This is a genomic window from Pseudonocardia aurantiaca, from assembly GCF_039526725.1.
Taxonomy (GTDB): domain Bacteria; phylum Actinomycetota; class Actinomycetes; order Mycobacteriales; family Pseudonocardiaceae; genus Pseudonocardia; species Pseudonocardia aurantiaca.
Genome location: NZ_BAAAJG010000001.1, coordinates 134,105 through 158,854 on the forward strand (window position 1 = coordinate 134,105; position 24,750 = coordinate 158,854).

Consider the following 24,750-nt stretch of genomic DNA (forward strand, 5'->3'; position numbering starts at 1 on the left):
GCGTCGGTGTGGCAACTGGTGCGTGAGCGGTCCGGCCGGTGTGGGGCTGCCGCAGTCGGTGGTGGAGTCAACGCCCGGTCTCGCCGTCGATCAACTCGCGGAGGATGTCGGCGTGGCCCGCGTGCCTGCCGGTCTCGATCGTGTGGGTGAGTGCCCAGCGGACGCTGGGAGCGGGACGCCCCGGCCGCGGTCGAGGGACTGGGCCGGCGAGATCGACGCAGCCGTCGAGCACGTCGTTCGCGCGCTCGACCGTCTCCCGATAGCGGGCCACAACGGCGGCGATGCCGTCCGCCGGTGCGGCCCGGAACGTCGCCTGCCAGTCGGTGACATCGTCACCGAGGAAGATCGAGCGCTCGACGAAGGTCAGGTGGTTGAGCAGACCGAGCAGGTTCGTGCCCGACGGCACCGCGGCCGTCCGGGCCTGCGATTCGCGTGCGCCGTCGACCTTCGCGGCGATCGAAGTGCGGAGGTAGTCAAGGAATCCGCGCAGGACCTCGGTCTCGCTGCTTCCGGTCCGGGTCGGTGGGGTATCACGGCGGCGGTTGCGGCGCGCGGTAGTGGGCACGGCGGGGTCCTTCCAGCGTCCGGTGGCTTCTGACGGACGGGTCAGACGGTGCGGCGGACGACCAGGACATGGTCGATCACCTCGGCGGTGCGCCCGCCCGGTCCGGTCGCGATCCTGCGGGGTGTGTCGGCCCGCTCGACCGTCCATGTCGCCGAGTCCAGATCGATGCCCGCGGCGACCTCCCCGCGGGCGCGGGTACCGGACGTCGGGATCCTGGTTCCACGACCACGGCGCAGTCTGGCCCCGTGGACCGCGAAACGGACGACGTGCTCGACGCGGTAGGCCGCGGCTTCGCGCGCTGCGCCGACACCGCGGCATCACCCTCGCGACCTCGCAACGACGACCGGCGTGTCGGAGAGCACCCTGTCCCGGCTGGAGAGCGGGCAGCGCCGCGCGACCCCTGGAGCTGCTGCTGCCGTTGGCGCGCATCTACAACATTCCGTTGGACGACCTCGTCGGCGCCCCGCGCACCGGCGACCCCCGCATCCACCTCACGCCGATCCAGAGGTTCGGGATGACCTTCGTGCCGCTTTCCCGGCGGCCAGGCGGGGTACAGGCGTTCAAAATGATCATCCCCGCCCAGCCGGAACCGCTCGAACCGACCCCACAGACCCACGACGGCTTCGAATGGCTGTACGTGCTCAACGGACACCTGCGGCTGGCCCTCGGCGACCGCGACCTGACACTGCCGCCCGGCGAGGCAGCCGAATTCGACACGTCCTTGCCACATTGGCTGGGCAGCGCCGACGGCGGCGTGGTCGAGCTACTCATCCTGTTCGACCCGCACGGGATGCGCACACACATTCACGCCGACCCACACCGGCCGTCTCACAGCGGAAGCCTGCGGTGAACTCAGCGAAAGACTAGCGACAGATTTCAGCGTTCGCGGCCGACAGCGAGCGTTGCGCAAGAAGTCTTTAACAAGAACTCATGAGCAAGGTTCCTTGTGCACAACTCCACGAGAACTTGACTCGCGAGTAACCCTGCGTTAGACCCAGCCCATGCTGCTGTCGACTCAGCTCCAGTACGGCGACGACCCCGTCCAGAACGCGGAGCAGGTGGTCGCCATGGAAGCGGCCGGGCTCGACGTCGTCTGGGTCGCGGAGGCGTACAGCTTCGACGCGGTCTCGCTGATGGGCTACCTGGCCGCGCGCACCGAGCGGGTGCAGATCGGTTCCGGGATCCTGCCGATCTACACCCGCACCCCCACCCTCACCGCGATGACGGCCGCCGGCCTCGACGCGCTGTCGGGCGGGCGCGCGATCCTCGGGCTCGGCGCATCCGGACCGCAGGTCATCGAGGGCTTCCACGGCGTCCCGTACGACAAGCCGATCGCCAGGACGCGCGAGATCATCCAGATCTGCCGCAAAGTCTGGCGCCGGGAGCGGGTCACCAACGAGGGCATCTACCCGATTCCGGTGCCGGAGGGCCGGGGCACCGGGCTCGGCAAGCCGCTCAAGCTGATCAACCACCCCCGCCGGGCCGACATCCCGATCTGGGTGGCGTCGCTGGGCGTCAAGAACGTCGAGATGACGGCCGAGCTGGCAGACGGCTGGCTGCCGCACGTGCTCATGCCGGAGAACATGCGCGCGGTCTTCGGGCCCGCGCTCGACGCCGGGTTCGCGAAGCGTTCCCCCGAGCTGGGCCCGCTGCAGATCACCGGCGGCGGCATCCTCGCGCTCGACGAGGAGATGTTCGAGCCGGCCCGCCAGCTCGCGCGCGCCATGTACGCGCTCTACATCGGCGGGATGGGCGCGCGCGGCCGCAACTTCTACAACACCGTCTTCGCCCGCCAGGGCTACGCCGACGAGGCGAAACTCGTGCAGGACCTGTACCTCGACGGCAAGAAGGAGGAGGCCGCCGCCGCGCTGCCCGAGGACTTCATCGATCGGGCCACGCTGATCGGCCCGGCGGGGCACGTGCAGGAGCGGATCGCCGCCCTGCGGGAGGCAGGCGTCACCCACCTGCACGTCAACCCGGTCGGCAACGACGTGCCGAAGCTGCTCAGCCAGGTCAAGGAGTGGGCGTAGGCGCGCCTCAGGCGACCTCCCCCGATGCCCGGAAAGCCACGTACAGGTCACCTGACGCCCTGATGCGGCTTTCCGGGCGTTCGAGGTATGCGCGCAGCGGCGCTCAGGGGGACCCCGTGCACACCACGGATCGTCACCACATCACACTCTAAGGTGACTACCTCCCCGACCCCGAGGAGCGCCCGTTGTCCGAACCCGCCATCGCCGTGTCCGACCGACCGGTGGCGCCGCACCAGTACCGGTACGTGGAGACGCACGCGTGGTGGCTGGGCACGTTCGGACCGCACCAGCACCTGAGCGAGCACCGGCTGCGCCACTGGGTCCCCGCCCGGGCGGAATGCCCGTGGGTGCTGGAGCGGGAACTGACGGGCGCGCAGACCTGGCTGACGGGTTCGGCCGAGGAAGCCATCGCCGACGGCTTCGACCTGCGCGACATCGCCCCAGTCGGCCGGTTCACCGCCCCGTACGGCGAGTTCGACACCGACCTCGGCTCCGACTTCGACGACTTCGAGACCGTGTTCCACGGTGCCATGCACGGCGTCTCCTACGAGAGCCCGTGTGCGCCCGCACCGCGGCCGCCGCGACGCGGGAGCTGGCAGTCGCCCACCGTCGGATTCCTCCAGGGGCTGCCGCGCGACGCGGATGCGCTCCTCGCCCGTCTCCGCGAGGACAACCCGGGCAGCTGGTTCGGCCCCTTCAACGCCGCCGTCACCGCGCTGCGCACGACGCTCGTGCCTGCCGAGCTGCGGGCCGCCTTCTACCGCGCGCTCACCGCATTGCCCGGCGTCAGCCTCGACGAGGACGCGGTGAACGTCGACGGGCACGCCTGCCTCGCGATCGTCCACGACGCCGGCCGCACGCGCACCGAGCTCATGATCGACCCGGCCGACGGTCAGTTCGCCGGAGAGCGCGACACGCTCCGCGACGACTCCCGCTGCGGGCTGCGAGCCGGAACGGTGATCAGCACCACGGCCGTGCGCACGGATGTCGTCGATCACCCAGGGGCCCGTCCGGCGGCCTGACCGGCTCCATACCAGCTGTGTCCGGTGCCTGAACCGGTGCAGCAGCGTGCCGCCTGTGCGCGATACCCGGCTCGCAACCGCGAGGACTAACCTGGCGAGCAGTCCTCGGCGAAGACGATGCGATCCGATCAAGGCGGTTTTCAGCGTGTCCAGCAGCAGTACGTCCAGTCCCGCAGGCCAGTTCGGCCCCAACGAATGGCTCGTCGAGGAGATGTACCAACGCTTCCTCGACGACCCCTCCGCTGTCGACCCGGCATGGCACGAGTTCTTCGCCGACTACCGTTCCGCCGACACGACCGACACGACCGACACCACCCGCACGACCGAGACGACTCGCACGACCGAGACCACCGCCGCCCGCGCCGACACCGGCACCGGGTCCGCGCGTTCGTCCGCTCCCACCGCGCCCGCGCCCAGCCCGTCGGCTGACCCGGCCGAGGCCACCGGGCGGCGCCGGGCCGCCGACCGCGCCGCGATGACGCCGCCCCCCGCTACCGAGAGCGGGACCAACGGCTCCGGTAGGTCCGCCACGTTGAGTACCAGCGACAAGCCCGCCGCCGGCAGCACCTCCCGGGCGGCCCGCCCCACCCAGGCGGCGCCCACCGCGGCCGAGGGCGTGTCGAGCCCGCTGCGCGGCGCCGCGGGCGCCGTCGTCAAGAACATGAACGCCTCGCTCACCGTGCCGACGGCCACGAGCGTGCGCGCGGTGCCGGCGAAGCTGCTCGCCGACAACCGCGTCGTGATCAACAACCAGCTCAAGCGCACCCGCGGTGGGAAGATCTCCTTCACCCACCTCATCGGGTTCGCGGTGGTCAAGGCGCTCGCCGAGTTCCCGGTGATGAACCGCCACTTCGTGGAGGAGGACGGCAAGCCCACTGTCGTCCAGCCCGAGCACGTCAACCTCGGGCTCGCGATCGACCTGCCGAGCAAGAACGGCCAGCGCTCGCTGGTGGTCGTGTCGATCAAGGGCTCCGAGGCGATGAACTTCGCGCAGTTCTGGTCGTCCTATGAGGACATCGTGCGCAAGGCCCGGGCCGGCAACCTCCAGGCCGACGACTTCGCAGGCACCACCATCAGCCTCACCAACCCGGGCACGCTCGGCACCAATCACTCGGTGCCGCGGCTGATGCAGGGCCAGGGCGCGATCATCGGTGTCGGCGCGATGGAGTACCCGGCCGCGTTCCAGGGCGCGAGCGAGGAGCGGCTCGCCGAGCTGGGCGTCAGCAAGATCATCACCCTCACGTCCACATACGACCACCGCATCATCCAGGGCGCCGAGTCCGGCGACTTCCTGCGCCGCGTCCATGCGCTGCTGCTCGGCGAGGACGGCTTCTACGACCAGATCTTCGCCTCGCTGCGGGTGCCCTACGAGCCCGTCCGCTGGGTCAAGGACATCCCCGAGGGCGCGGTCGACAAGACCGCCCGCGTCATCGAGCTGATCGACGCCTACCGCACCCGCGGCCACCTGATGGCCGACACCGACCCGCTCAACTACCGCCAGCGACGCCACCCCGACCTCGACGTCCTCTCCCACGGGCTCACTCTGTGGGACCTCGACCGCGAGTTCGCCGTCGGCGGGTTCGCCGGGTCCGAGCGGATGAAGCTGCGTGACGTGCTGGGCGTGCTGCGTGACGCCTACTGCCGCACCATCGGCACCGAGTACATGCACATCGCCGACCCCGCGCAGCGCGCCTGGCTCCAGCAACGCATCGAGGTGACGCACCAGAAGCCGAACTCGGCCGAGCAGAAGTACATCCTCTCCAAGCTCAACGCGGCCGAGGCGTTCGAGACGTTCTTGCAGACCAAGTACGTCGGACAGAAGCGCTTCTCCCTGGAGGGCGGCGAGACCGTCATCCCCCTGCTCGACGCCGTGCTGGACAAGGCCGCCGAGCACGAACTCGACGAGGTCGTCATCGGCATGCCGCACCGCGGGCGGCTCAACGTGCTGGCCAACATCGTCGGCAAGCCGATCAGCCAGATCTTCCGCGAGTTCGAGGGCAACCTCGACCCGGGCCAGGCCCACGGCTCCGGCGACGTGAAGTACCACCTCGGCGCCGAGGGCAAGTACTTCCGGATGTTCGGCGACGGCGAGACGGTTGTGTCGCTCGCGTCCAACCCGTCGCACCTGGAGGCCGTCGACCCCGTGCTCGAGGGCATCGTGCGGGCCAAGCAGGACCTGATCGACAAGGGCGACGGCGGCTTCACCGTGCTGCCGCTGATGCTGCACGGCGACGCAGCGTTCGCGGGCCAGGGTGTGGTGGCCGAGACGCTCAACCTCGCCAAGCTGCGCGGCTACCGCACCGGCGGCACGGTCCACGTGGTCATCAACAACCAGGTCGGGTTCACCACCGCGCCCGAGCACTCGCGCTCGTCGCAATACTCCACCGACGTCGCGAAGATGATCGACGCCCCGGTCTTCCATGTGAACGGCGACGACCCGGAGGCCTGCGTCTGGGTGGCCAAGCTGGCCGTCGAGTACCGCGAGCGCTGGAAGAACGACGTCGTGATCGACATGATCTGCTACCGCCGCCGCGGCCACAACGAGGGCGACGACCCCTCGATGACCCAGCCGGCGATGTACGACATCATCGACGCGAAGCGGAGCGTCCGGAAGATCTACACCGAGTCGCTGATCGGCCGCGGGGACATCACCGTGGAAGAGGCCGAGCACGCGCTCAGGGACTTCTCCAACCAGCTCGAACACGTCTTCAACGAGGTCCGGGAGCTGGAGCGCACCCCGCCCGCACCGAGCCCGTCGGTCGAGAAGGAGCAGTCGGTCCCCATCGACCTCGACACCTCGGTGCCGCTCGAGGTCGTCCACCGCATCGGCGACGTGCACGTCGACCTGCCCGATGGCTTCTCCGTGCACCAGCGCGTCAAGCCGGTGCTCCAGCGGCGCTACCAGATGTCGCGAGAAGGCAACGTCGACTGGGCGTTCGGCGAGCTGCTCGCGCTCGGCTCGCTGCTGATGGACGGCAAGCTCGTCCGGCTCTCCGGACAGGACACCCGGCGCGGCACGTTCGTGCAACGGCACTCCGTGGTGATCGACCGAAAGACGGGCGCCGAGTACTACCCCCTGCGCAACCTCAGCCAGGACCAGGAGCGCTTCCTGCCCTACGACTCCGCGCTCTCGGAGTTCGCGGCCGTCGGCTTCGAGTACGGCTACTCGGTGGCCAACCTCAACGCGTTCGTCGCGTGGGAAGCCCAGTTCGGTGACTTCGTCAACGGTGCGCAGTCGATCATCGACGAGTTCATCTCGTCCGGTGAGGCGAAGTGGGGCCAGACGGCCGACCTCGCGCTGCTGCTGCCGCACGGCCTGGAGGGCCAGGGCCCGGACCACTCCTCGGGTCGCATCGAGCGGTTCCTCCAGCTGTGCGCCGAGGGTTCGATGACGGTCGCGCTGCCGACGGAGCCTGCCAACTACTTCCACCTGCTGCGACGCCACGCCATGGACGGGGTGCGCCGCCCGCTCGTGGTGTTCACGCCGAAGTGGATGCTGCGCGCCCGGCAGGCGGTCAGCCAGCTCAACGACTTCACCGGGGGGCGCTTCCGGCCTGTCATCGACGACCCGCATTTCCGGGAGCAGGACGGGCCCGCCGCCGGCGTGCGCAAGGTGCTCCTGTGCAGCGGCAAGGTGTACTACGAGCTGGCCGCCGCCCGCGACAAGCGGGAGATCGCGGACACCGCGATCGTCCGCATCGAGCAGCTGTACCCGGTCCCGGACCGCCAGCTCTCGTCGGTACTCGACCGCTACCCCAACGCGGAGGACATCCGCTGGGTGCAGGAGGAGCCGGCCAACCAGGGCGCATGGCCGTTCTTCGGGCTGGAGCTGCCGGAGAAGCTGCCGCGGCTCGCCGGGTTCAAGCGGGTGTCGCGGCGCCGGATGGCCGCGCCGGCACCGGGCTCGTCCAAGGTGCACGAGGTGGAGCAGGCGGCCCTGATCGACGCGGCCTTCGCGGGCTAGAGCGGGCAGCGTGTACTTCACCGACCGCGGCATCGAGGAGCTCGCCGAGCGGCGGGGCGAGGAGCAGGTCAGCGTCGAGTGGCTCGCTGACCGGCTCCGCACCTTCGTCGACCTCAATCCGGCGTTCGAGGACGCCGTCGAGCGCCTGGCGAGCTTCCTCGCGCGCGACGACTCGGACGACCCGGACGCCTGACCCGGCGAGGGCGCTCAGGCGACGGAGCATTACCTAGCCCGCAGCAACTCACGCGCACGAATCCAGCGACTCGCGCGCAGCACCGGTCCTGAATGCGGCTTTGCTGACGTTACGGGACCGCCGACGCGGAAGATCGGCACGTGAACGATCACCTCGAAGCGGTGGCGTCGGTCAGCCTTTCCGGGCACGATCGGGGCGGTGCGGGGCCGACCGACCGGGGGGGAGGTTCCGAACGGGCGTGAGCGGCGCTCGTTCGGACAGCTCACGCTCGCCATTTTCGCCGCCTTCACGGGGTTCATGACGGTCGTGCCGGCGAGTGGGGTGGTCGGCCCGGCCGGCTCCGAGCAGGCAGGCCCGAGCCCGCCGAGCGACGTCGTGCCGCTGCTGCGGCTCGCCCACGGCCCACGTGTGATGCCACCCCTCCTGCGGCAACCGCCGCTCGCCGCGTTCGCGGTGCGTCCGGCTCCAGCGGTCTCCCCCGCGCCGGCGCTGCCACCGATTCTCGTGCTGCCCCCGATTCCTGCCGTGCCGCCGGTACCTGCGGTGCTCGACGAGTCGATGGTCGACACCACCGCGCTGCCCAGCATGGCCGCCCGGGCGGCGATCGCGTTCGCCCTGGCCCAGCGCGGCCTGCCGTACGTGTGGGGCGGGGACGGCCCGCAGAGAGGGGAGGCGGGCTTCGACTGCTCCGGCCTGACCACAGCCGCCTACGCCTACGCGGGCGTGATCCTGCCGCGCACGGCGCACACGCAGTTCTACGCGGGGCCGCACGTACCGGCGGGGGCGCCGCTGCTGCCCGGCGACCTGGTGTTCTACGGCGTGCCGGAGCGCGTGCATCACGTCGGGCTGTACGTGGGGTACGGCCGGATGGTGAATGCGCCGACCTTCGGGCAGCCAGTGCGGCTCGCATGGGTCCGCTACCCCGGCGACGACTACCTCGGCGCCACCCGCCCTGGCGTCGGACGGAACGGCCCCGGCCTGCTGCCCCGCGCGGACCTGCCCCGCGAGGTGCCACCCGTGCCGGCACCGGAGGTGCCGCCCGGGCCCACCGAGTTCCCGGCGCCACCGGCCCCCGACCCGCCGCCGCGCGCCAGCACCACGACGACCATCACGACCACCACCACAACCACGGCGGGTCAGAGCGCGCCGGCCGCGCCCGAACCGGGTCGGAGCGGACTCACCAGCGCGACCCCGGGCAGCACGCCCAGCAGCCAGGGCGGAAGGCCCATCACCACCCGGGAAGCCACGCCGACCGGGACAACCGGCCCAGCTCCGGCGCCCACCAGCGCCGCTCCGAGCAGCACCACCGCCCCCGCCTCGCCGCCGAGCACCACCACAAATGCGACGGCGAAGGCAGCGCCCACCCCCGACACAGCGCCCAAGTCAGCCACGGCGCCCACGTCCGACACAGCGCCCACGTCAGACACAGCGCCGTCAAGCACAGCGCCCACCCGGTCACCCACCCCGGCCCCCACGAGCACCGCGGCGAACAGCGGCACATCGGCGAAGGCAGCACCGACCTCGCCGGGCTCGACCGCCCCGAAACCCACCACCACACCCACCACCACACCCACCACAACGGCGCCGAGCCGGCCCGCCGGAGCCCTCGCGGCACCCGGCGACCGGCTCACCCTCCCCGGCGAGCGGAAACTGCGACTCGTGCGCGTCGAACCCGGCCCCCACGGGCTGCCGGCCGCACCCGCGGATCCCGGCGCCGCCGGCGTCACCGGCGGCCGCGCCGTCACGCTGCCCCCGGGCGAACCGGACGACGAGCTCGTCGCCGGAGCAGCCCTGCAGATCGACCGGGGTGGCAAGCCCGTGACGCTGACCGTCACCTCCCGCCGCACGGTCGATGCCGCCACCGCACAGGGCATCGCGACCGCCGACCCCAACCGGCTCGTCCTCCTCAGGACCGACGGGGACGGCAGCGTACTGGTGGTCGTGGCGCAGTAGGCCCGGTCAGCGCCGCGGCAGTCCGAAGCGGCGCCTGCGCACGGCCTCCTGCAGCTCCGCCGCGCGCAGCTCGACCTCGGCGTCGTACCGCTCGAGGTCGGCAGGGTCGGCGCTCGGGTCGGGCTCGGGGCGGCGGCGCAGCGTCATCCACGACTCCACCCAGAGGGCCTCGAGCGCCGCCTCCCAGTGCAGCTCGACAGCGACGCGGGTGAGGGCGGCGCGCTCGACCGCCCGGACCATGTCCTCCTCCAACCCGACCAGCTCGCGGTTGAGCCGGGTCGCGCGTTCGCGGTCGCGCTCCTGGAGGGCGTTGGCGGCGGCAGTGATGCCCGCGATGATCTCCTTGTACTCGCGGGCTGCGGTGTAGTCGCGGGGCGCGCTGTAGTAGGGAGCGTCGGTCACGACGGCTCCTCCAGCGACGGCACGATGACCACCTCCGGGATCGAATGCTGCGCGCGGTCGAAGAACAACCCGCGCCCTGCGCGCGACGACCAGTTCAACAGCATCCCCGGCACCAGCGCCTGCAACTCGGAGCCCTGGACGTCGAGCGCGACCCAGGCGCCGAGGTCGTCGATCGACGCGCTCATCATCAGCAGCGCCCGCAACCGCGGAACGCTGCGCCACCAGCCCAGCACGTGCACACCGGTCTCGGGGCCGAAGCGCATCAGCTTGCGCATGGCCTCGGTGCCGTCGCGTTCCAGGACGGTGTCAGCTGCGTCGGCCGCGTAGAGCACAAGGGCCACGGGTCTGCGGGGCGCGGCACCGCTGAGGCGATCCGTGACGTCCCTGGCCATCGCCTCGATGCGGGCGCGCAGGCGATTGAGCGACACGGTCTCCACCGGCTGCCCGGCCGCGGCGACGACCTCGGCCAGCTGCGCGGCGGGCTCCACCGCCTCGGCGACCAACGGGGCGATCACCACGTCCACGTCGCCCGGCGGGAACTGGCCGGCCAGCGACCCGGCGGCGGCGCCGAGCACCTGCATCGCCGCCTGCCCCACGGAGGCGAGGACCCCGACGTTGCGACCGGGCGCGTCGGGCAGCCCGACGGCGGCCGCGCTCCCGGCGACGTCGATGCACTGCCCGACGAGTGCCTTGGGCGCGCCGTCGCGGGGCAGGTCGGCGGCGAGGTCGATGAAGCGCGGCGACCGGCTCCCGTCGAACAGCCGCGGTTCGGAGGCGCCGTCGGGCTGCGAGGCGTACCTCTCGTGGAGGAGGCGCTGCACCTCGTTGACGGAGCCGCGGGCGGTGGCGTCCGGGATGCGCACGATCTCGTTGCCGTGTTTGATGCCGGATTCGTGGTTGAGCACGGCGTGCCAGCGCGGCAGGTCAAGGGTGGCGTCGTTCAGCTCGACGAGCACCCGCCGTGCCCGCGGCAGCGCGATCCGCAGCACGAACTGCTCGAAGATCGCCGGACGCCCCCAGAACGCCTCGATGCCGGAGACGTCCTGGCTGGCCAGCACCAGGTGGATGCCCTGGGACCGGCCGCGGCGGGCGACGTCCTCCAGCAGCAGGGTGGCCGCGCGCGTCACGGCGTCGCGTTCGCTGAAGAGGTACTGGAACTCGTCGATCACCGCGACGATCCGCGGCCAGCGCTCATCCGGCGCCTCGCGGCGCAGCTCCTCCAGCTTCGTGACCTCGTGTGATTTGGCGGCCTCGGCGCGGCGGCGCATCTCGTCGGCGAGGAACTGCAGGAGGGCGAGGCCGAACTCGCGGTCGGTGTTGATGTTGACCCCGACGAGGCGGGCGTGCGGGAGCCACGTGGGGTCCCGGCGCCCGGGCGCGAACTGCGCGAACGACACGCCCTCCTTGAAGTCGAGGAGATAGAACTCCAGCTCGTCAGGGCTGTACCGGGTGGCCATCGAACTGATCATGGTGAGCAACAGGTTCGTCTTGCCCGACCCGCTGGGCCCGCCGATCAGCGCGTGCGGCGAGGAGTCGGCCAGTATCATCTGGACCGGCTTCCCGTCGGAGAACCCGACCGGCGCGCTCAAGCCGCTGATCGAGTTCTGCTGGCCCCACTGCCCCTGCGGGGGGAGGAGGTCGGCAAACGTGCCGATCCGGCTGCGCAAGCGTTCGTGCTCGTCGGCGATGGCATGCGCGGCCCGGGTGACGTCGGCAGCGGCCAGCGGTGGGTCCGGGTGCACCGTGACATACCGCCCGGTCATGGACGAGCTGCCGGTGCCGTCGTCGCCGACGTGCACCGTCTCGACGGGGGCGTTCACGGTCATCGGCACGTCGAGCAGCACGAGCTGCACACCGCAGGCCAGCCCGCCCCGGGCAACCCGCTGGAGCTGGCGGTGGTCGTCCTCCTTGAGAGCCTGCCGGTTCCCGACGAGCACCGCGACAATCCACGGCTCCGTGCGTTCACCCGTGGCCTGGGCGAGCGCGCGCAGCGACGGGTGGCCGTCGACGAGCACTCGCGTGTGGACCCGGCGGATGCGGTCCGACAGCCCCTCGAGCAGCTGCGCCAGCCGCGCGGGGTCGTGCACGGTCAACAGCCCGGTGCGGGTGAGCGGGTAGAGCCCCGGCAGCGCGCCGGTGAACTGCCCGACGTCCCAGACGTGCAACTGCACCATGCCCGGCCGGAAATGAGTCATGACGCGCAGCAGCAGGCTCTCCACGAGCCCCTCGGCGCGCTCGCGGCCGTCGTGGGTGGAGGTGATCTGCAGGTGCGACTCGTCGAGCAGAGGCACCGCGACGGGGAACGCGGGTTCGGCCGACCCGATCCGCCCGGTCCCGATCGACCAGAGCCCCGGGATCGGCTCGGAGCCGTCGGCCTTGCCGACCTGCCCCAGCCAGTGGGCCGGCGGGCGCCCGGCGGCGTCGGGGGCTGCATCGGCGACGATGTCGGCGAGCAGGTCCGGTTGGCTGGCCAGCCACCTCCGGAACGCTGCCGTGCGGTCGGCCCGCATCCGTTCCAGCGGCCCGGCGAGGTGCGGGTTGGCGAATACCCTCGTCATCTCCGGGTCTGCCTGCGCGGCGTCGAGCCCTTGGGCCCGCAGCCAGCTCTCCACCATGGCCTCGGCGTGCGCGCGCACGGCCGCGTCACGGGCGCCCTCGGCTGCACCCAACGCCCGCGCGACGGCAGCGCAGAGCGCCTCGAACGCCTCGCTGATCCGCTCCTGCCTGCGACCCCGCCCCTGCGCCATGACCAGTGCCCTTAGATCCGCGCGCTGATGTCGGCGACGGCTGCGACCCCGCCGGTGATGAACGCGAGCCCACGCTCCAGCTCGTCGGCCGCCCGGACCAGCTCGGGGGGCAGCAGCGGCGTGGTGTGCTGCTCCCCCAGCCCGTCGAGGACGGCGACCGCATCGGCGATTCGGTCTCGCGCCGCCTCCGCATGCTGGTAGGCGCTGCCGAGCTGCTCGGTGACACCTGCGAGCACCTCCCGGATCTCTCCGAGATCACTCACGGGGGATCACAGCCGGTTCGCCACGTTCTCGGAGGCCTGGATCGCCGCCTGCACCGCTTGCTGCACCTCGCTGATGCTCCCCACGGCCTGGGCCAGCAGCCCGTTGGCCTCCGACACGTCCGCCTGCGCGCTGCCCTCGGTGACTCGCAACAACGCCCCCTGCGCCTGCTCCAGTGACGAGTACGCCTGCTGCAGTGCCCCTAGGCTCTCCGAGGCCTTGTCGTTGGCCAGCGCGATGCCGGCCCGGACCTCTTCGATGCTCGCCATTCGCGGATACTCCTGATCGTTCCGTGCCCATTACACCCTGCGCTGTTACGCCCCAACAGTGCGAAGACGAATCTAGCGTCCCTTCACTCGACCGGACGCAGCGGTGACGATCCGTTATCGATGCTGCGAGCCCAGGTCATCACCCTTATGGTCGACGGACCAAGATCTCCGGCGCGACGAGGAGCGGGGGAAGCCGATGACGATGTCGAGGGCCGAGGAGGCCACTCCACCGGTCGGGCTCAGGGCCAGACTGAAGCAGGTAGGACCGGGGCTGCTCGCCGCCGCAGCGGGCGTCGGGTCGGGCGACCTGGTGGCCACAATGGTCGCGGGCTCGCAGTACGGCTACGCGCTGCTGTGGGCGGCGGTGGTCGGCGCCGCCCTCAAGCTCGCGCTCGCCGAGGGCGTGGGACGCTGGCACCTCGCGTCCGGCTCGACCCTCCTCGACGGCTGGCGCCGCCTCGGTTACTGGGCCACCGTCTTCTTCGGTGTCTACATCGTCATCTGGGGGTTCATCTACGGCGCCACGGCGATGTCGGCCGTCGGGCTCCCGCTCAACGCCCTGTTCGGCGGGCTGGACGTCCGCTACTGGGCGATGATCGCCGGCGTCCTCGGCCTGGCGCTGGTCTGGGTGCAGCGCTACCAGGTCTTCGAGAAGCTCGTGACCGTGCTGGTGCTGATCAAGTTCGTCACCGTCGTCTCCGTGGCGATCCTGGTGGCACCCGACCTGGCCGCGCTCGCCAACGGGCTCGTGCCGCAGCTGCCCGACGGCTCGGTGGTCTACGTGCTCGGGCTGATCGGCGGTGTCGGCGGCACGATCACGATGGCGGCCTACGGCTACTGGATGATCGCGAAGGGCTGGAAGGGCACCGGCTGGCTCTCGGTCATGCGGCTGGACAACGCCGTCGGCTACATCATGACCGCGATCTTCGTGATCGCGATGCTCATAGTCGGCGCCGAGATGCTCTTCGGCCAGGACATCGTCTCCGGTGACAAGGGTTTGCTCGTGCTGGGCACCGAGCTCGGCACGCGGTACGGCGAGTGGGCCCGGATCCTCTTCCTCGTCGGGTTCCTCGCGGTGACGACCACGTCGCTGCTCGGCGTCTGGAACGGCGTCAGCCTGCTCTTCACGGACTGGACCCGGATCATCCGGCTCCCGCACGGGAAGAAGGCCGAGGTCGGTGCGGGCGAGAACGCGGCCGACGTCACCCACACCGGCGTCACCCACACCGACGTCACCCACACCGACGTCACCCTCCCGGATGCCACCGAGACCGGCTACACGGCCACGGCAGCCGAGCGCAGCCTCCCGTTCCGGGCGTACCTGCTGTGGCTGACGATCCCGCCGATGTCGCTGCTGTTCTTCGACTCGCCATTCGTGCTCACGCTCGTCTACGGCGTGCTGGGCGCGGCGTTCATGCCGTTCCTCGGCATCACGCTGCTCCTGCTACTGAACTCGCGGCGGGTGGCCCGCGAGGGGCGGTCCGGCTGGCTCTCCAACGTGCTGCTGGTCGCGGCTTCGTCGCTGTTCGTCGTGCTGCTGGTGACGGAGCTGGTCAGACGCTTCGGCTGAGCGCGAGCCTTGCGCTCAGACCATGGTCATGAGCATCGCTGACATCGCCACCGCCGCCACCAGGTGGCCCACGGCTCCGGCCTGCGGTGTGTGCACGGCCAGCGCGCGCTGCACCAGCACCACGCCGCGTGCGTTGTGCCCGTCGCACGGCTCCTGCTCCCGGCGGCAGCGGTCGGCGCAGCGCAGGGCGTGCCAGGCGAAGTAGCCGGTGAACGCCATCGCCGTCACCGCGACGAGCCCCGACGCCGGGCCGCCGCCGTGCGACATGTGGCCCGTTGAGTGGTCGGCGGCGAGCATGAACAGCATCGCCCCGCTGCCGACCACGTGGTGCACGGCGTCACCGCCCGTCGAGCGGGTGCGTAGGACGAGCATGGCGAACCACACCGCGATGACCACGTAGACGGCCATCCACACCGGTTCGGGGACCGGGTCGCCGAGCGGGGAGGCCATGGCCGCCATCCCGAGCGCCATCGCCGCGTGCGACGCCTCGCCGACGACGTCGCGACGGCGCACCGCGAGACGGACGAGGTGCAGGCCTGCCGCAGCGAGGCAGGCGAGCGCGAGCGCGGCCGACCCCCAGTTCATGCGTCCTCCCGGCGGGCGACGTGATCGATCGAGACGATAGGTCAGGAGCAGGCCGCAGCTCCATACCGTGCGGGGGTAGCACGGTCCGCAGCGGCTTCGGGAGACCGTGTGACGAGCAGGTGTCTCTGCCGGGTTGGGTCTTGCGACGGGGCGGTCGGACGGTCGAAGGTGTGCCCTTCCCCGTGTGTGGGCGAGATCGGCGGAGGTTGGGCGATGACGGACTCGCGGGTGGTGCGCGCGGCGCTGCTCCAGGCGAAGTGGACTGGTGACACGGCCTCGATGATCGAGGTGCACGAGTCCTACGCGCGGGCGGCGGCCGAGCAGGGTGCACAGATCATGGGCTTCCAGGAGGTCTTCAACGCGCCGTACTTCTGCCAGGTGCAGGAGGCGGAGCACTACCGCTGGGCCGAGCCCGTGCCGGACGGGCCCACCGTGGAGCGCATGCAGGCGCTCGCCCGGGAGACCGGGATGGTGCTCGTGGTGCCGGTCTTCGAGATCGAGAGCGCGGGCAACTACTACAACACCGCCGCGGTGATCGACGCCGACGGCAGCTACCTCGGCAAGTACCGCAAGCACCACATCCCGCAGGTGAAGGGCTTCTGGGAGAAGTACTACTTCAAGCCGGGCAACCTCGGCTGGCCGGTGTTCGACACCGCTGTCGGCAAGGTGGGCGTCTACATCTGCTACGACCGGCACTTCCCCGAAGGCTGGCGGGCGCTGGGCCTGGCCGGCGCGGAGATCGTCTACAACCCCAGCGCCACCAGCCGCGGGCTCTCGTCCTACCTCTGGAAGCTGGAGCAGCCCGCCTCCGCCGTGGCCAACGAGTACTTCGTCGCGGCGATCAACCGGGTGGGTGTGGAGGAGTACGGCGACAACGACTTCTACGGCACCAGCTACTTCGTCGACCCGCGCGGGCAGTTCGTCGGCGAGGTCGCGAGTGGCTCGGAAGAGGAGCTGGTGGTCCGCGACCTCGATCTCGCGATGATCGACGAGGTGCGCCAGCAGTGGGCGTTCTACCGCGACCGCCGCCCCGACGCCTACGGCCCGCTGGTGGAGTCGTGAGCGAGCTTGCGAGCTCACCATCGGACGCAGCAGCGCCGCGAACGCGGCCGACGAGCGCCAGCGAGGAGGATTCGTGAGCGACCTGCTGGCCCGCACACGGGCGGTGCTCCCGTCGTGGCTCGCGCTCTACTACGCCGAGCCGATCGAGATCGACCGAGGCGAGGGCCGCCGCGTCTGGGACGCCGACGGCAACTGCTACCTGGACTTCTTCGGCGGCATCCTCACCACGATGACCGCGCACGCGCTGCCGGAGGTCACGAAGGCCGTCAGCGACCAGGCCGGGCGCATCATCCACAGCTCTACGCTCTACCTGAACCGCCCGATGGTGGAGCTGGCCGAGCAGATCGCCGCGGTGTCGGATATCCCGGACGCGAAGGTCTTCCTGACGACCAGCGGCACCGAGGCCAACGACACGGCGCTACTGCTGGCCAGCTCGCTGCGCGGGTCCAACCAGATCCTTGCGCTGCGCAACAGCTACCACGGACGGTCGTTCTCCACCGTCGCGATCACGGGCAACCGGTCGTGGTCGCCGACGTCGCTCTCGCCGTTCCAGGTCTACTACGTGCACGGCGGGCAGCAGTACCGCTCGCCCTTCGCCGGCCTCTCCGACGGCGAGTACATCGCCGCGTGCGTCGCGGACCTGAAGGAGCTGCTCGACCACGCGGGCGGCGACATCGCGGCGCTCATCGCGGAGCCGATCCAGGGTGTCGGCGGGTTCACCTCAGGCCCGGACGGGCTGCTTGGCGCGTTCGCCGAGGTGCTGCGCGAGCGGGGCATCCTGTGGATCTCCGACGAGGTGCAGACCGGCTGGGGTCGCACCGGGGAACACTTCTGGGGCTGGCAGGCGCACCGTGACGATCGACACAGGGCAACGCCGGACATCGTCACGTTCGCGAAGGGCGTCGGGAACGGGCTGTCGATGGGCGGCGTGATCGCCCGCCCCGAGGTGATGGACTGCCTGCACGCCAACTCGATCTCGACGTTCGGCGGCTCGCCGCTCACCGCCGCGGGGGCGCTCGCGAACCTGCGCTACCTGCTCGACCACAAGCTGCAGGACAACGCCGCCCGCCAGGGCCCCACGCTGCTCGCCGGCCTGCGCGAGATGGGCTCCCCGATCGTGGGGGACGTCCGCGGCAAGGGCCTGATGATCGGCGTCGAGTTGGTGCGGCCGGACACGGGATCTCCCGGCGAACCCGCCCCCGAACTGGCGAGCGCCGTGCTGGAGGCGGCCAAGCGGCGCGGCCTGCTCGTCGGCAAGGGCGGGCTGCACGGCAACGTGCTGCGCATCGCGCCGCCGCTCACGCTCACCACCGACGAGGCCCTCGAAGGCCTCGAGGCGCTGGTGGCATCGATCGAGGAGGTCACCCCGTGACGACGACAATCATCCGCAACGGGCTGGTGATCACCGCGTCCGACGAGATCGGCGCGGACGTCCTGGTCGACGGGGAGCAGGTGGTCGCGCTGGCGGCCACCGGGTCGGCCGTCGCGCAAGGCTGGTCCGCCGACACCGAGCTCGACGCCACCGGCATGTACGTGGTGCCGGGCGGGGTGGACGGGCACACGCACATGGAGATGCCGTTCGGCGGCACCTACGCTGCCGACACGTTCGAGACCGGCACCCGCGCCGCGGCATGGGGCGGCACCACGACGATCGTCGACTTCGCGATCCAGCAGGTGGGTGGCTCGCTGCGCGAGGGCCTCGACGCGTGGCACGCGAAGGCCGACGGCAACTGCGCGATCGACTACTCGTTCCACATGATCCTCGCGGACGTCAACGAGGGCTCGCTCAAGGAGATGGAGGCCCTCGTCGGTGAGGGCGTGACCAGCTTCAAGCTGTTCATGGCCTACCCGGGTGTGTTCTACAGCGACGACGGCAAGATCCTGCGCGCGCTGCAGAAGGGCGCCGAGACCGGCGGACTGATCATGATGCACGCCGAGAACGGCATCGCGATCGACGTGCTGGTGGAGCAGGCGCTTGCCAAGGGCCACACCGATCCGCGCTTCCACGGCGAGGTGCGCCACGCGCTGCTCGAAGCCGAGGCCACCCACCGGGCGATCAAGCTCGCGCAGGTGGCGGGCGCGCCGATCTACATCGTCCACCTCTCGGCTGCGCAGGCCCTGGCCCAGGTGACCGCGGCCCGCGACGAGGGCTACAACGCGTTCGCCGAGACCTGCCCGCAGTACCTGTTCCTCTCCACCGACGACCTCGCGAAGCCCGGCTTCGAGGGCGCGAAGTACGTCTGCTCCACACCCCTGCGCCCCGCCGAGCACCAGGCGGCGCTCTGGCGCGGGCTGCGCACCGACGACCTCTCCGTGGTGTCCACCGACCACTGCCCGTTCTGCTTCAAGGGACAGAAGGAGATGGGCATCGGGGACTTCTCGAAGATCCCCAACGGCCTGCCCGGCGTCGAGACGCGGATGGACCTGCTGCACCAGGGTGTGGTCGAGGGGCACATCTCGCGGAAGCGCTGGATCGAGATCGCCTGCGCCACTCCCGCGAAGATGTTCGGGCTCTACCCGCGCAAGGGCACGATCGCCCCGGGCGCCGACGCCGACATCGTGATCTACGACCCGGCCGCGAAGCAGGTGCACTCGGCCGAGACGCACCACATGGCCGTCGACTACTCCTGCTACGAGGGCCGGGAGACCACCGGCAAGGTGCGCACGGTGCTCTCTCGGGGCCGCGTGATCGTCGACGCCGGGGAGTACCGCGGCGCGGCGGGTGACGGCCAGTTCCTCAAGCGCGACACCTGCCAGTACCTGCGGTGACGGGCATGGACATCGGCCTGGTCCTGCAGACCGACCCGCCCGCGCAGAAGGTCGTCGACCTGATGGTGCGGGCGGAGGAGCTCGGGTTCAGCCACGGCTGGACGTTCGACTCGCACGTGCTGTGGCAGGAGCCCTACGTCATCTACCCGCGGATCCTGGAGCGGACGTCCCGGATGATCGTCGGGCCGATGGTGACCAACCCGGGCACCCGCGACTGGACTGTCATCGCCTCGCTGCACGCCACGCTGGGCGACATGTTCGGCAACCGGACGATCTGCGGCATCGGCAGGGGCGACTCCGCTGTGCGCGTGCAGGGCCGCCCGCCGACGACGCTGGCGCGGCTCGAGGCGTCGATCCATGTGATCCGCGAGCTGGCAGAGGGTCGTGCCGTCGACATGGACGGCACGACCGTGCAGATCCCGTGGGTGCCCGACGGCGCAGCGCTGCCCGTCTGGATGGCCGGATACGGGCCCAAGGCGCTCGACCTCGTCGGGCGGGCTGCCGACGGGTTCATCCTCCAGCTCGCCGACCCCTATCTCGTCGAGTGGACGATAAAGACCGTGCGCGCGTCGGCAGCGGCAGCAGGCCGTGACCCGGCGGCGATCACGATGTGCGTGGCGGCGCCGGCCTACGTGGGCGATGGCAGCGCCGAGTTCTGGGCACACGCACGGGACCAGTGCCGCTGGTTCGGCGGGATGGTCGGCAACCACGTGGCCGACCTCGTGACGCGCTACGGGGAGACCTCGGCCGCCGTCCCGGCGGAGCTGACCGGCTACATCAAGGACCGCGACGGGTACGACTACTCCCACCACGGCCGCGCCGGGAACCGCTCCACCGACTTCGTGCCGGACGAGGTGGTCGACCGGTTCTGCCTCCTCGGCCCACCCGCCGCGCAGCTGGAGAAGCTGGCCGTGCTCCGCGAGCTGGGCGTGGACCAGTTCGCGATCTACGCGATGCACGACGCTCGAGAGGAGACGATCGAGGCGTACGGGGCGGCGGTGATCCCGGCGCTCTGAGCACTGAGTCGGTGGAACTGTGGCTGAGGCCCGGATGGCTGAGCGACAGAACGACCGGATCGCCGGCGAGCAGGTGACGCTGCGACGAGCGACGAGTTGGTCGCGGCCCTACTGCCCGCACAGAGGCAGGGCCAGGGGCCGGGCCAGCGGGGTGACGCACGCCCGCGAACACCTCGCCCAGCGCATATGTGCCGGGCTCTCACACCGTGCGGATCGTCCCCATCATCGCCATGTCCTCGTGCTCGAGGTTGTGGCAGTGGAAGACGAACCGCCCGGCGTGGTCGGAGAACCGCACGGCCACCTCGACCACCTCGGCGGGCCGCAGGTCCACTGTGTCCTTCCACCCGGAGTCGTAGGGTCCGGCGCCGCCTGAGCCGCGGCGCAGTACCTGGAACGGGTCGAGGTGGACGTGCACGGGGTGGTGCACGTCGGTGACGAACCGCCAGAGCTCCACCTCCCCCAGGGGGATGTCGGCGAGCGACGCGCTCGGGTCGAAGGAGGTGCCGTTGATCGTCCAGCCGCGGTGGTCGCGGACGGCGCCGCGGGTGAACCGGAACGTCCGCTCGGTCGCGCCTGGCGGCGGCACGAGCGGCTCGATCTCCGAGAGCCGCTCCGGCACCCGGCTGTCGTCGGGGGCGGTGCGGACCACGCGGAACCGCATGACATCGGCGGTGGGTCCCGCGCCTAGGCCGTTGATCATCGTCACCTCGGCGCCCACCGGGAGCACCGAGAAGTCCACGACCACGTCGAACCGCTCTCCCGCCGCGACCTCGATCGCCTGGTGCTCGACGGGTGCGGCGAGCAACCCGCTGTCGGAGCCGATCTGCACGAGCGGCAGGTCCGGCGCCCCGGGCACGGTGAGCGCCAGCCGGAAGCGGCGGGCGTTGGCCGAATTGAGCAGCCGGAGGCGATAGCGCGCGGCATCCACCTCGTGCACCGGCCACGGTGCCCCGTTGACCAGCACGACGTCGCCGAGCACACCCTCCATCCAGTCGTCCTCGACGCCCGGGAGCGAGCGCATGCCCTGGTCGAGCCCCGGATAGCGGAAGGAGGCGTCGTCGGCGAACGAGCGGTCGCAGATCATCAGCGGCAGCTCCCGGTCGCCGCGGGGCAGCGGGAGCGCATCCTCCTCGTCGTCGCGCACGATGTGGAAGCCGGCGAGCCCGCGGTAGACGGCCGGGGCGGTGAAGTCCATTCGGTGGTCGTGGTACCAGAGCGTCGCCGCCCGCTGGTCGGTCGGGTAGTGGTGCTCCCGCACGCCCGCGGCCTGCTTCGCCGCGGGGTCCCCGACCATGCCGTGGCCCGACCAGTCGCTCGAGTCGCCGACCGGCAGCACGAGGTCGAGCGGCCAGCCGTCGGAGTCGGCCGGGGTGTGCCCGCCGTGCAGGTGCACGACCGTCGGCACGGGCAACTCGTTGCGGTGCTGCACGACGACCGGGCGGCCTCGGCGCGTCTCGAACGTCGGGCCGGGGAAAATCCCGTCGTAGCCCAGGATCGGCGTGCGCGTTCCGGGGATGATCTCCACCTCGGCGACGCGCTGCGTCACGCGGTAGAGATCGGCACCGCTGGGGTGGACGCCGACGGGCCGCGCGGTCGGCGGCACCGGCAGCGGCACCCGGAACGGTTCGGGCAACGGCATCCGGCTCACCAGCTGCTCCCCGGTCGAGCCCGTGGCGGAGCCGAGGCTGCAGCCGGAGAGCGCCGTGAGGGCGGCGGCGCCGCCGAGGATGCCGAGGAAGCCGCGACGGGAGAGCCGTGGCGCGCTCATTTGGTGCCCCGCGGCCGGGCCGCCAGCGGCGACCACGCCCAGCCCGCCAGCAGCACCGACGTCGTCACGATCACAACCCCGAGCGGGACGTGCAGCTCGAGCTGGCGCGCGAAGCCCGCGGCGATCTGAAACCCGACGGCCAGGAACAACAGCACGGACACCGGCAGTATCCAGATTCTGCCGCGCCCACCCAGCACGTAGGCCAAGGCCACCCCGATCAGGACCAGCGCGCCGAGCGCGAGCAGCTCCCCGACGAGGCCGTGCGCGGTGATCGCGTCGATGTCACCGGTGAGGAATAGGCCGGCCAGCACGGGTTGCGCGAGCACGGCCAGCACGAAGACGAGGGTCACGATCCGCAGCGCCCAGAGCGAGGCCCGGGGGCTGCGGACGCGGGCTACCGGAGGGACGAGTGTATCCACGGGCCTGACGCTATAGGTAGACAACCTACATATGTATCAGGGATGTCCCTGATCCGGAACCTGATGTGCGGGGCCATGGGGTAGGTAGGATCCCTACACGTGAGACCCGACGCCGTCCGCGGCCATCTCGACGGGCTGATCCTTGCCGTGCTGGAGGACGAGCCCCGGCACGGCTACGCGATCATCGAGGCGCTGCAGGCCCGCAGCGGTGGCGCGCTCGACCTGCCCACCGGCACCGTCTACCCCGCGCTCCGGCGGTTGGAGCGCGCGGCGCTGCTCTCCGGCACGTGGAGCACGGTCGCCGGCCGCGAGCGCCGCACCTACACGCTCACCCGCGCGGGTCGCCACGCGCTCGCGGGCCAGCGCGCGGAGTGGCACGAGTTCAGCGCCGTCATGGACGCCGTGCTGCGGCCCGTCCGCGCGGCCGGTGAGGCGTCATGACCGTCACTGTCACCGACCCCGTCACGGCCCACGTCGCCGAACTGGAACGCGTGCTGCGCGGCCCCGGCCGGGTGCGCCGGAGCATGATCCGCGAGGTGCGCGACGGGCTGCACGACGCCGTCGCCGCCTACCGGGACGGCGGCCTCGACCATGAGCGGGCGGCCCGGCGGGCCGTGCGCGACTTCGGGCCGATCCGCGAGATCGCCCCGCAGTTCCAGGCCGAGCTCGCCGCCCGGCAGGGCCGGTGGACGGCCGTGCTGATCATGGTTGTGTTCCCCGGCATGGTGCTCGGGTGGGACCTTGTCTGGCGCAGCAGCGCCGGCGCGCACGTCGAACCGACCCCGTTGCTCACCCTGGTGCTGGCCCGCGTGCAGGACGCCTCGGCCATGCTGGTCGCGGCCGCCGCCGTCGCCCTGCTCGCAGCGAGCTTCCACCGCACCGCCCCGCCCCGGCTGGTCACGTCGCTTGTCGGCATGGTCGCCTGCGCCGGGGCGGTCGTGTGCGGTAGCACCGGTGTCGTGATGAACCTCTTCAAAGCGCCTTCGGCCGCCGAGATGGCCGCCGCCAACCAGTACACGGTGCCGGCGGCCGTCGTGAGCGGTCTGGTGTTCACGGTCGTCATCTGGAGCGCTGTGCGGACCCTACGGGTGGCCCGGGCCATCTGATCGGGAAACCCGGACACCACGTGTCAGGTTCAGGGTTGATGGTGGTGCCATGACTACCGAGAACAAGCCCCTCGCCGGACGCGTCGCACTGGTCGCGGGAGCGACGCGCGGCGCGGGCCGGGGCATCGCGGTGGAGCTGGGCGCGGCGGGCGCCACCGTCTACGTGACCGGCCGGACCACCCGGGAGGAGCGCAGCGACTACAACCGCCCCGAGACGATCGAGGAGACCGCCGAGCTCGTCACCGCGGCGGGCGGCACCGGGATCGCGGTGCAAACCGACCACCTCGTGCCCGAGCAGGTCGACTCGCTGGTGCAGCGGATCGACGCCGAGCAGGGCCACCTCGACATTTTGGTGAACGACATCTTCGGCGGCGACTTCCTCGCCGAGTGGAACGCGCCGGTCTGGAAGCACTCGCTCGAGGACGGCATGAAGCTCCTGCGGCTCGCGATCGACACCCACATCATCACGTCGAAGTACGCGTTCCCGCTGCTCATCCGCAACCCTGGCGCAATCGTTGTCGAGATCACCGACGGCACCGCGGAGTACAACGCGGAGAACTACCGCCTCAACGTCTACTACGACCTGGCCAAGGTCACGCCGATCCGGCTCGCCCGCAGCTGGGCGCACGAGCTGCGCGACCACGAGGCCACCGCTGTCGCCGTGACGCCGGGCTGGCTGCGCTCCGAGGTGATGCTCGATGTCTACGAGGTGACGGAGGAGAACTGGCGCGATGCGCTGGCAAAGGTGCCCCACTTCGCCATCTCCGAGACGCCGCGGTTCATCGGGCGCGGGCTCGCCGCTCTCGCCGCCGACCCCGACCGGGCACGCTGGAACGGCAAGTCGACCTCCAGTGGCGAGCTGGGGAAGGTCTACAACGTCACGGACCTCGACGGCTCGCAGCCGGACGCCTGGCCGTACGTGGTGGAGGTGCAGGACGCCGGGAAGCCGGCGGACACCACGGGCTACCGCTGACCGCTAGGGCGTGTCCGGTGGATCTTGTTCGATGAGAGCCGTGATGCAGGTGGTTCCTGGCGGCGCCGCCGGATCG

General features: G+C 71.1%; 20 protein-coding genes and 2 pseudogenes. 14 read left to right on the top strand and 8 right to left on the bottom strand.

The features are described from left to right. Positions 1-67: 67 nt before the first annotated feature. On the bottom strand, positions 68-565 hold the full coding sequence (locus tag ABD143_RS00535; RefSeq protein ID WP_343969482.1) for a DinB family protein: 498 nt from the start codon (positions 563-565) through the stop codon (positions 68-70). A gap of 245 nt (positions 566-810) precedes the next feature. On the opposite strand from ABD143_RS00535, the pseudogene ABD143_RS00545 reads away from it, so the two are divergent. From ABD143_RS00545 to ABD143_RS38080, 6 genes and pseudogenes are all read left to right on the top strand, one after another. Next, positions 811-1,415, top strand: a pseudogene (locus ABD143_RS00545) (helix-turn-helix domain-containing protein). A gap of 151 nt (positions 1,416-1,566) precedes the next feature. Continuing rightward, entirely contained in the window at positions 1,567-2,595 is a 1,029-nt protein-coding gene (locus tag ABD143_RS00550) for an LLM class F420-dependent oxidoreductase (RefSeq protein ID WP_343969485.1), read from the top strand. A 185-nt stretch (positions 2,596-2,780) separates the two neighbouring features. Beyond that, complete coding sequence (locus tag ABD143_RS00555) at positions 2,781-3,617, top strand: hypothetical protein (RefSeq protein WP_343969488.1); 837 nt, start codon at positions 2,781-2,783, stop codon at positions 3,615-3,617. Between the two features lie 211 nt (positions 3,618-3,828). Then, complete coding sequence (locus ABD143_RS00560; RefSeq protein WP_379659651.1) at positions 3,829-7,581, top strand: multifunctional oxoglutarate decarboxylase/oxoglutarate dehydrogenase thiamine pyrophosphate-binding subunit/dihydrolipoyllysine-residue succinyltransferase subunit; 3,753 nt, start codon at positions 3,829-3,831, stop codon at positions 7,579-7,581. Between the two features lie 10 nt (positions 7,582-7,591). After that, on the top strand, positions 7,592-7,774 hold the full coding sequence (locus ABD143_RS00565; protein WP_343969495.1) for a DUF6104 family protein: 183 nt from the start codon (positions 7,592-7,594) through the stop codon (positions 7,772-7,774). Between the two features lie 579 nt (positions 7,775-8,353). After that, a pseudogene (locus ABD143_RS38080) lies at positions 8,354-8,728 on the top strand (C40 family peptidase); the annotation flags it as partial. A gap of 1,005 nt (positions 8,729-9,733) precedes the next feature. Here the strand turns inward: ABD143_RS38080 and ABD143_RS00575 are convergent. The 4 genes from ABD143_RS00575 to ABD143_RS00590 are packed head-to-tail and all read right to left on the bottom strand — an operon-like array spanning position 9,734 to position 13,406. Next, the gene (locus ABD143_RS00575) at positions 9,734-10,129 is read right to left on the bottom strand and encodes a hypothetical protein (protein ID WP_343969501.1); all 396 of its coding nucleotides are present in this window, start codon (positions 10,127-10,129) and stop codon (positions 9,734-9,736) included. Further along, positions 10,126-12,876: an FtsK/SpoIIIE domain-containing protein gene (locus ABD143_RS00580; RefSeq protein WP_343969504.1), complete on the bottom strand. Its 2,751-nt coding sequence runs from the start codon at positions 12,874-12,876 to the stop codon at positions 10,126-10,128. The genes ABD143_RS00575 and ABD143_RS00580 overlap by 4 nt, the downstream gene beginning before the upstream one ends. A gap of 11 nt (positions 12,877-12,887) precedes the next feature. Further along, positions 12,888-13,139, bottom strand: a complete 252-nt coding sequence (locus tag ABD143_RS00585) for a hypothetical protein (RefSeq protein WP_343969507.1) — start codon at positions 13,137-13,139, stop codon at positions 12,888-12,890. A 6-nt stretch (positions 13,140-13,145) separates the two neighbouring features. Further along, positions 13,146-13,406, bottom strand: coding sequence for a hypothetical protein (locus tag ABD143_RS00590; RefSeq protein WP_343969511.1), 261 nt, complete (start codon positions 13,404-13,406; stop codon positions 13,146-13,148). A 196-nt stretch (positions 13,407-13,602) separates the two neighbouring features. Between ABD143_RS00590 and ABD143_RS00595 the strand changes: the two genes are divergently transcribed. Next, positions 13,603-14,976 carry an Nramp family divalent metal transporter gene (locus tag ABD143_RS00595; protein WP_343969514.1) on the top strand — a complete coding sequence of 458 codons (1,374 nt, stop codon included), beginning with the start codon at positions 13,603-13,605 and terminating at the stop codon, positions 14,974-14,976. 15 nt (positions 14,977-14,991) lie between these two features. Here ABD143_RS00595 and ABD143_RS00600 read toward each other — a convergent pair whose 3' ends face one another. Beyond that, positions 14,992-15,561, bottom strand: coding sequence for a DUF5134 domain-containing protein (locus ABD143_RS00600; protein WP_343969517.1), 570 nt, complete (start codon positions 15,559-15,561; stop codon positions 14,992-14,994). A 213-nt stretch (positions 15,562-15,774) separates the two neighbouring features. Between ABD143_RS00600 and ABD143_RS00605 the strand changes: the two genes are divergently transcribed. The 4 genes from ABD143_RS00605 to ABD143_RS00620 all read left to right on the top strand — a co-directional run bounded on the left by ABD143_RS00605 (position 15,775) and on the right by ABD143_RS00620 (position 20,408). Then, positions 15,775-16,623 (top strand): nitrilase-related carbon-nitrogen hydrolase, encoded by an 849-nt coding sequence (locus tag ABD143_RS00605; RefSeq protein ID WP_343969520.1) that lies wholly within the window; start codon positions 15,775-15,777, stop codon positions 16,621-16,623. 73 nt (positions 16,624-16,696) lie between these two features. After that, a complete protein-coding gene (locus ABD143_RS00610; protein WP_343969523.1) occupies positions 16,697-17,995 on the top strand; it encodes an aspartate aminotransferase family protein in 1,299 nt (432 codons plus the stop codon). Then, the gene (gene hydA, locus ABD143_RS00615) at positions 17,992-19,392 is read left to right on the top strand and encodes a dihydropyrimidinase (RefSeq protein ID WP_343969526.1); all 1,401 of its coding nucleotides are present in this window, start codon (positions 17,992-17,994) and stop codon (positions 19,390-19,392) included. Before ABD143_RS00610 ends, hydA begins: the two co-directional genes overlap by 4 nt. A 5-nt stretch (positions 19,393-19,397) precedes the next feature. Next, the gene (locus ABD143_RS00620; RefSeq protein WP_343969529.1) at positions 19,398-20,408 is read left to right on the top strand and encodes a TIGR03842 family LLM class F420-dependent oxidoreductase; all 1,011 of its coding nucleotides are present in this window, start codon (positions 19,398-19,400) and stop codon (positions 20,406-20,408) included. 199 nt (positions 20,409-20,607) lie between these two features. Here the strand turns inward: ABD143_RS00620 and ABD143_RS00625 are convergent, their stop codons facing one another. Together ABD143_RS00625 and ABD143_RS00630 are read right to left on the bottom strand one after the other, a co-directional pair. Continuing rightward, complete coding sequence (locus ABD143_RS00625) at positions 20,608-22,176, bottom strand: multicopper oxidase family protein (protein ID WP_343969533.1); 1,569 nt, start codon at positions 22,174-22,176, stop codon at positions 20,608-20,610. Then, positions 22,173-22,595: a hypothetical protein gene (locus ABD143_RS00630; protein WP_343969536.1), complete on the bottom strand. Its 423-nt coding sequence runs from the start codon at positions 22,593-22,595 to the stop codon at positions 22,173-22,175. Before ABD143_RS00630 ends, ABD143_RS00625 begins: the two co-directional genes overlap by 4 nt. A 99-nt stretch (positions 22,596-22,694) precedes the next feature. Between ABD143_RS00630 and ABD143_RS00635 the strand changes: the two genes are divergently transcribed. The 3 genes from ABD143_RS00635 to ABD143_RS00645 are packed head-to-tail and all read left to right on the top strand — an operon-like array spanning position 22,695 to position 24,674. Beyond that, positions 22,695-23,036: a PadR family transcriptional regulator gene (locus ABD143_RS00635; RefSeq protein ID WP_343969539.1), complete on the top strand. Its 342-nt coding sequence runs from the start codon at positions 22,695-22,697 to the stop codon at positions 23,034-23,036. Continuing rightward, positions 23,033-23,701, top strand: coding sequence for a permease prefix domain 1-containing protein (locus ABD143_RS00640; protein WP_343969542.1), 669 nt, complete (start codon positions 23,033-23,035; stop codon positions 23,699-23,701). The genes ABD143_RS00635 and ABD143_RS00640 overlap by 4 nt, the downstream gene beginning before the upstream one ends. A 49-nt stretch (positions 23,702-23,750) precedes the next feature. Continuing rightward, positions 23,751-24,674, top strand: coding sequence for an SDR family oxidoreductase (locus ABD143_RS00645; RefSeq protein WP_343969545.1), 924 nt, complete (start codon positions 23,751-23,753; stop codon positions 24,672-24,674). Positions 24,675-24,750: the final 76 nt, after the last annotated feature.

Excerpts from the sequence above, each read along its gene's own strand:
- ABD143_RS00580 (WP_343969504.1), bottom strand. The coding sequence starts at position 12,876 with ATGGCGCAGGGGCGGGGTCGCAGGCAGGAGCGGATCAGCGAGGCGTTC.
- ABD143_RS00620 (WP_343969529.1), top strand. The coding sequence starts at position 19,398 with ATGGACATCGGCCTGGTCCTGCAGACCGACCCGCCCGCGCAGAAGGTC.
- ABD143_RS00625 (WP_343969533.1), bottom strand. The coding sequence starts at position 22,176 with ATGAGCGCGCCACGGCTCTCCCGTCGCGGCTTCCTCGGCATCCTCGGC.
- ABD143_RS00590 (WP_343969511.1), bottom strand. The coding sequence starts at position 13,406 with ATGGCGAGCATCGAAGAGGTCCGGGCCGGCATCGCGCTGGCCAACGAC.
- ABD143_RS00645 (WP_343969545.1), top strand. The coding sequence starts at position 23,751 with ATGACTACCGAGAACAAGCCCCTCGCCGGACGCGTCGCACTGGTCGCG.
- ABD143_RS00595 (WP_343969514.1), top strand. The coding sequence starts at position 13,603 with ATGACGATGTCGAGGGCCGAGGAGGCCACTCCACCGGTCGGGCTCAGG.
- ABD143_RS00560 (WP_379659651.1), top strand. The coding sequence starts at position 3,829 with ATGTACCAACGCTTCCTCGACGACCCCTCCGCTGTCGACCCGGCATGG.
- ABD143_RS00605 (WP_343969520.1), top strand. The coding sequence starts at position 15,775 with ATGACGGACTCGCGGGTGGTGCGCGCGGCGCTGCTCCAGGCGAAGTGG.
- ABD143_RS00640 (WP_343969542.1), top strand. The coding sequence starts at position 23,033 with ATGACCGTCACTGTCACCGACCCCGTCACGGCCCACGTCGCCGAACTG.
- ABD143_RS00600 (WP_343969517.1), bottom strand. The coding sequence starts at position 15,561 with ATGAACTGGGGGTCGGCCGCGCTCGCGCTCGCCTGCCTCGCTGCGGCA.
- ABD143_RS00550 (WP_343969485.1), top strand. The coding sequence starts at position 1,567 with ATGCTGCTGTCGACTCAGCTCCAGTACGGCGACGACCCCGTCCAGAAC.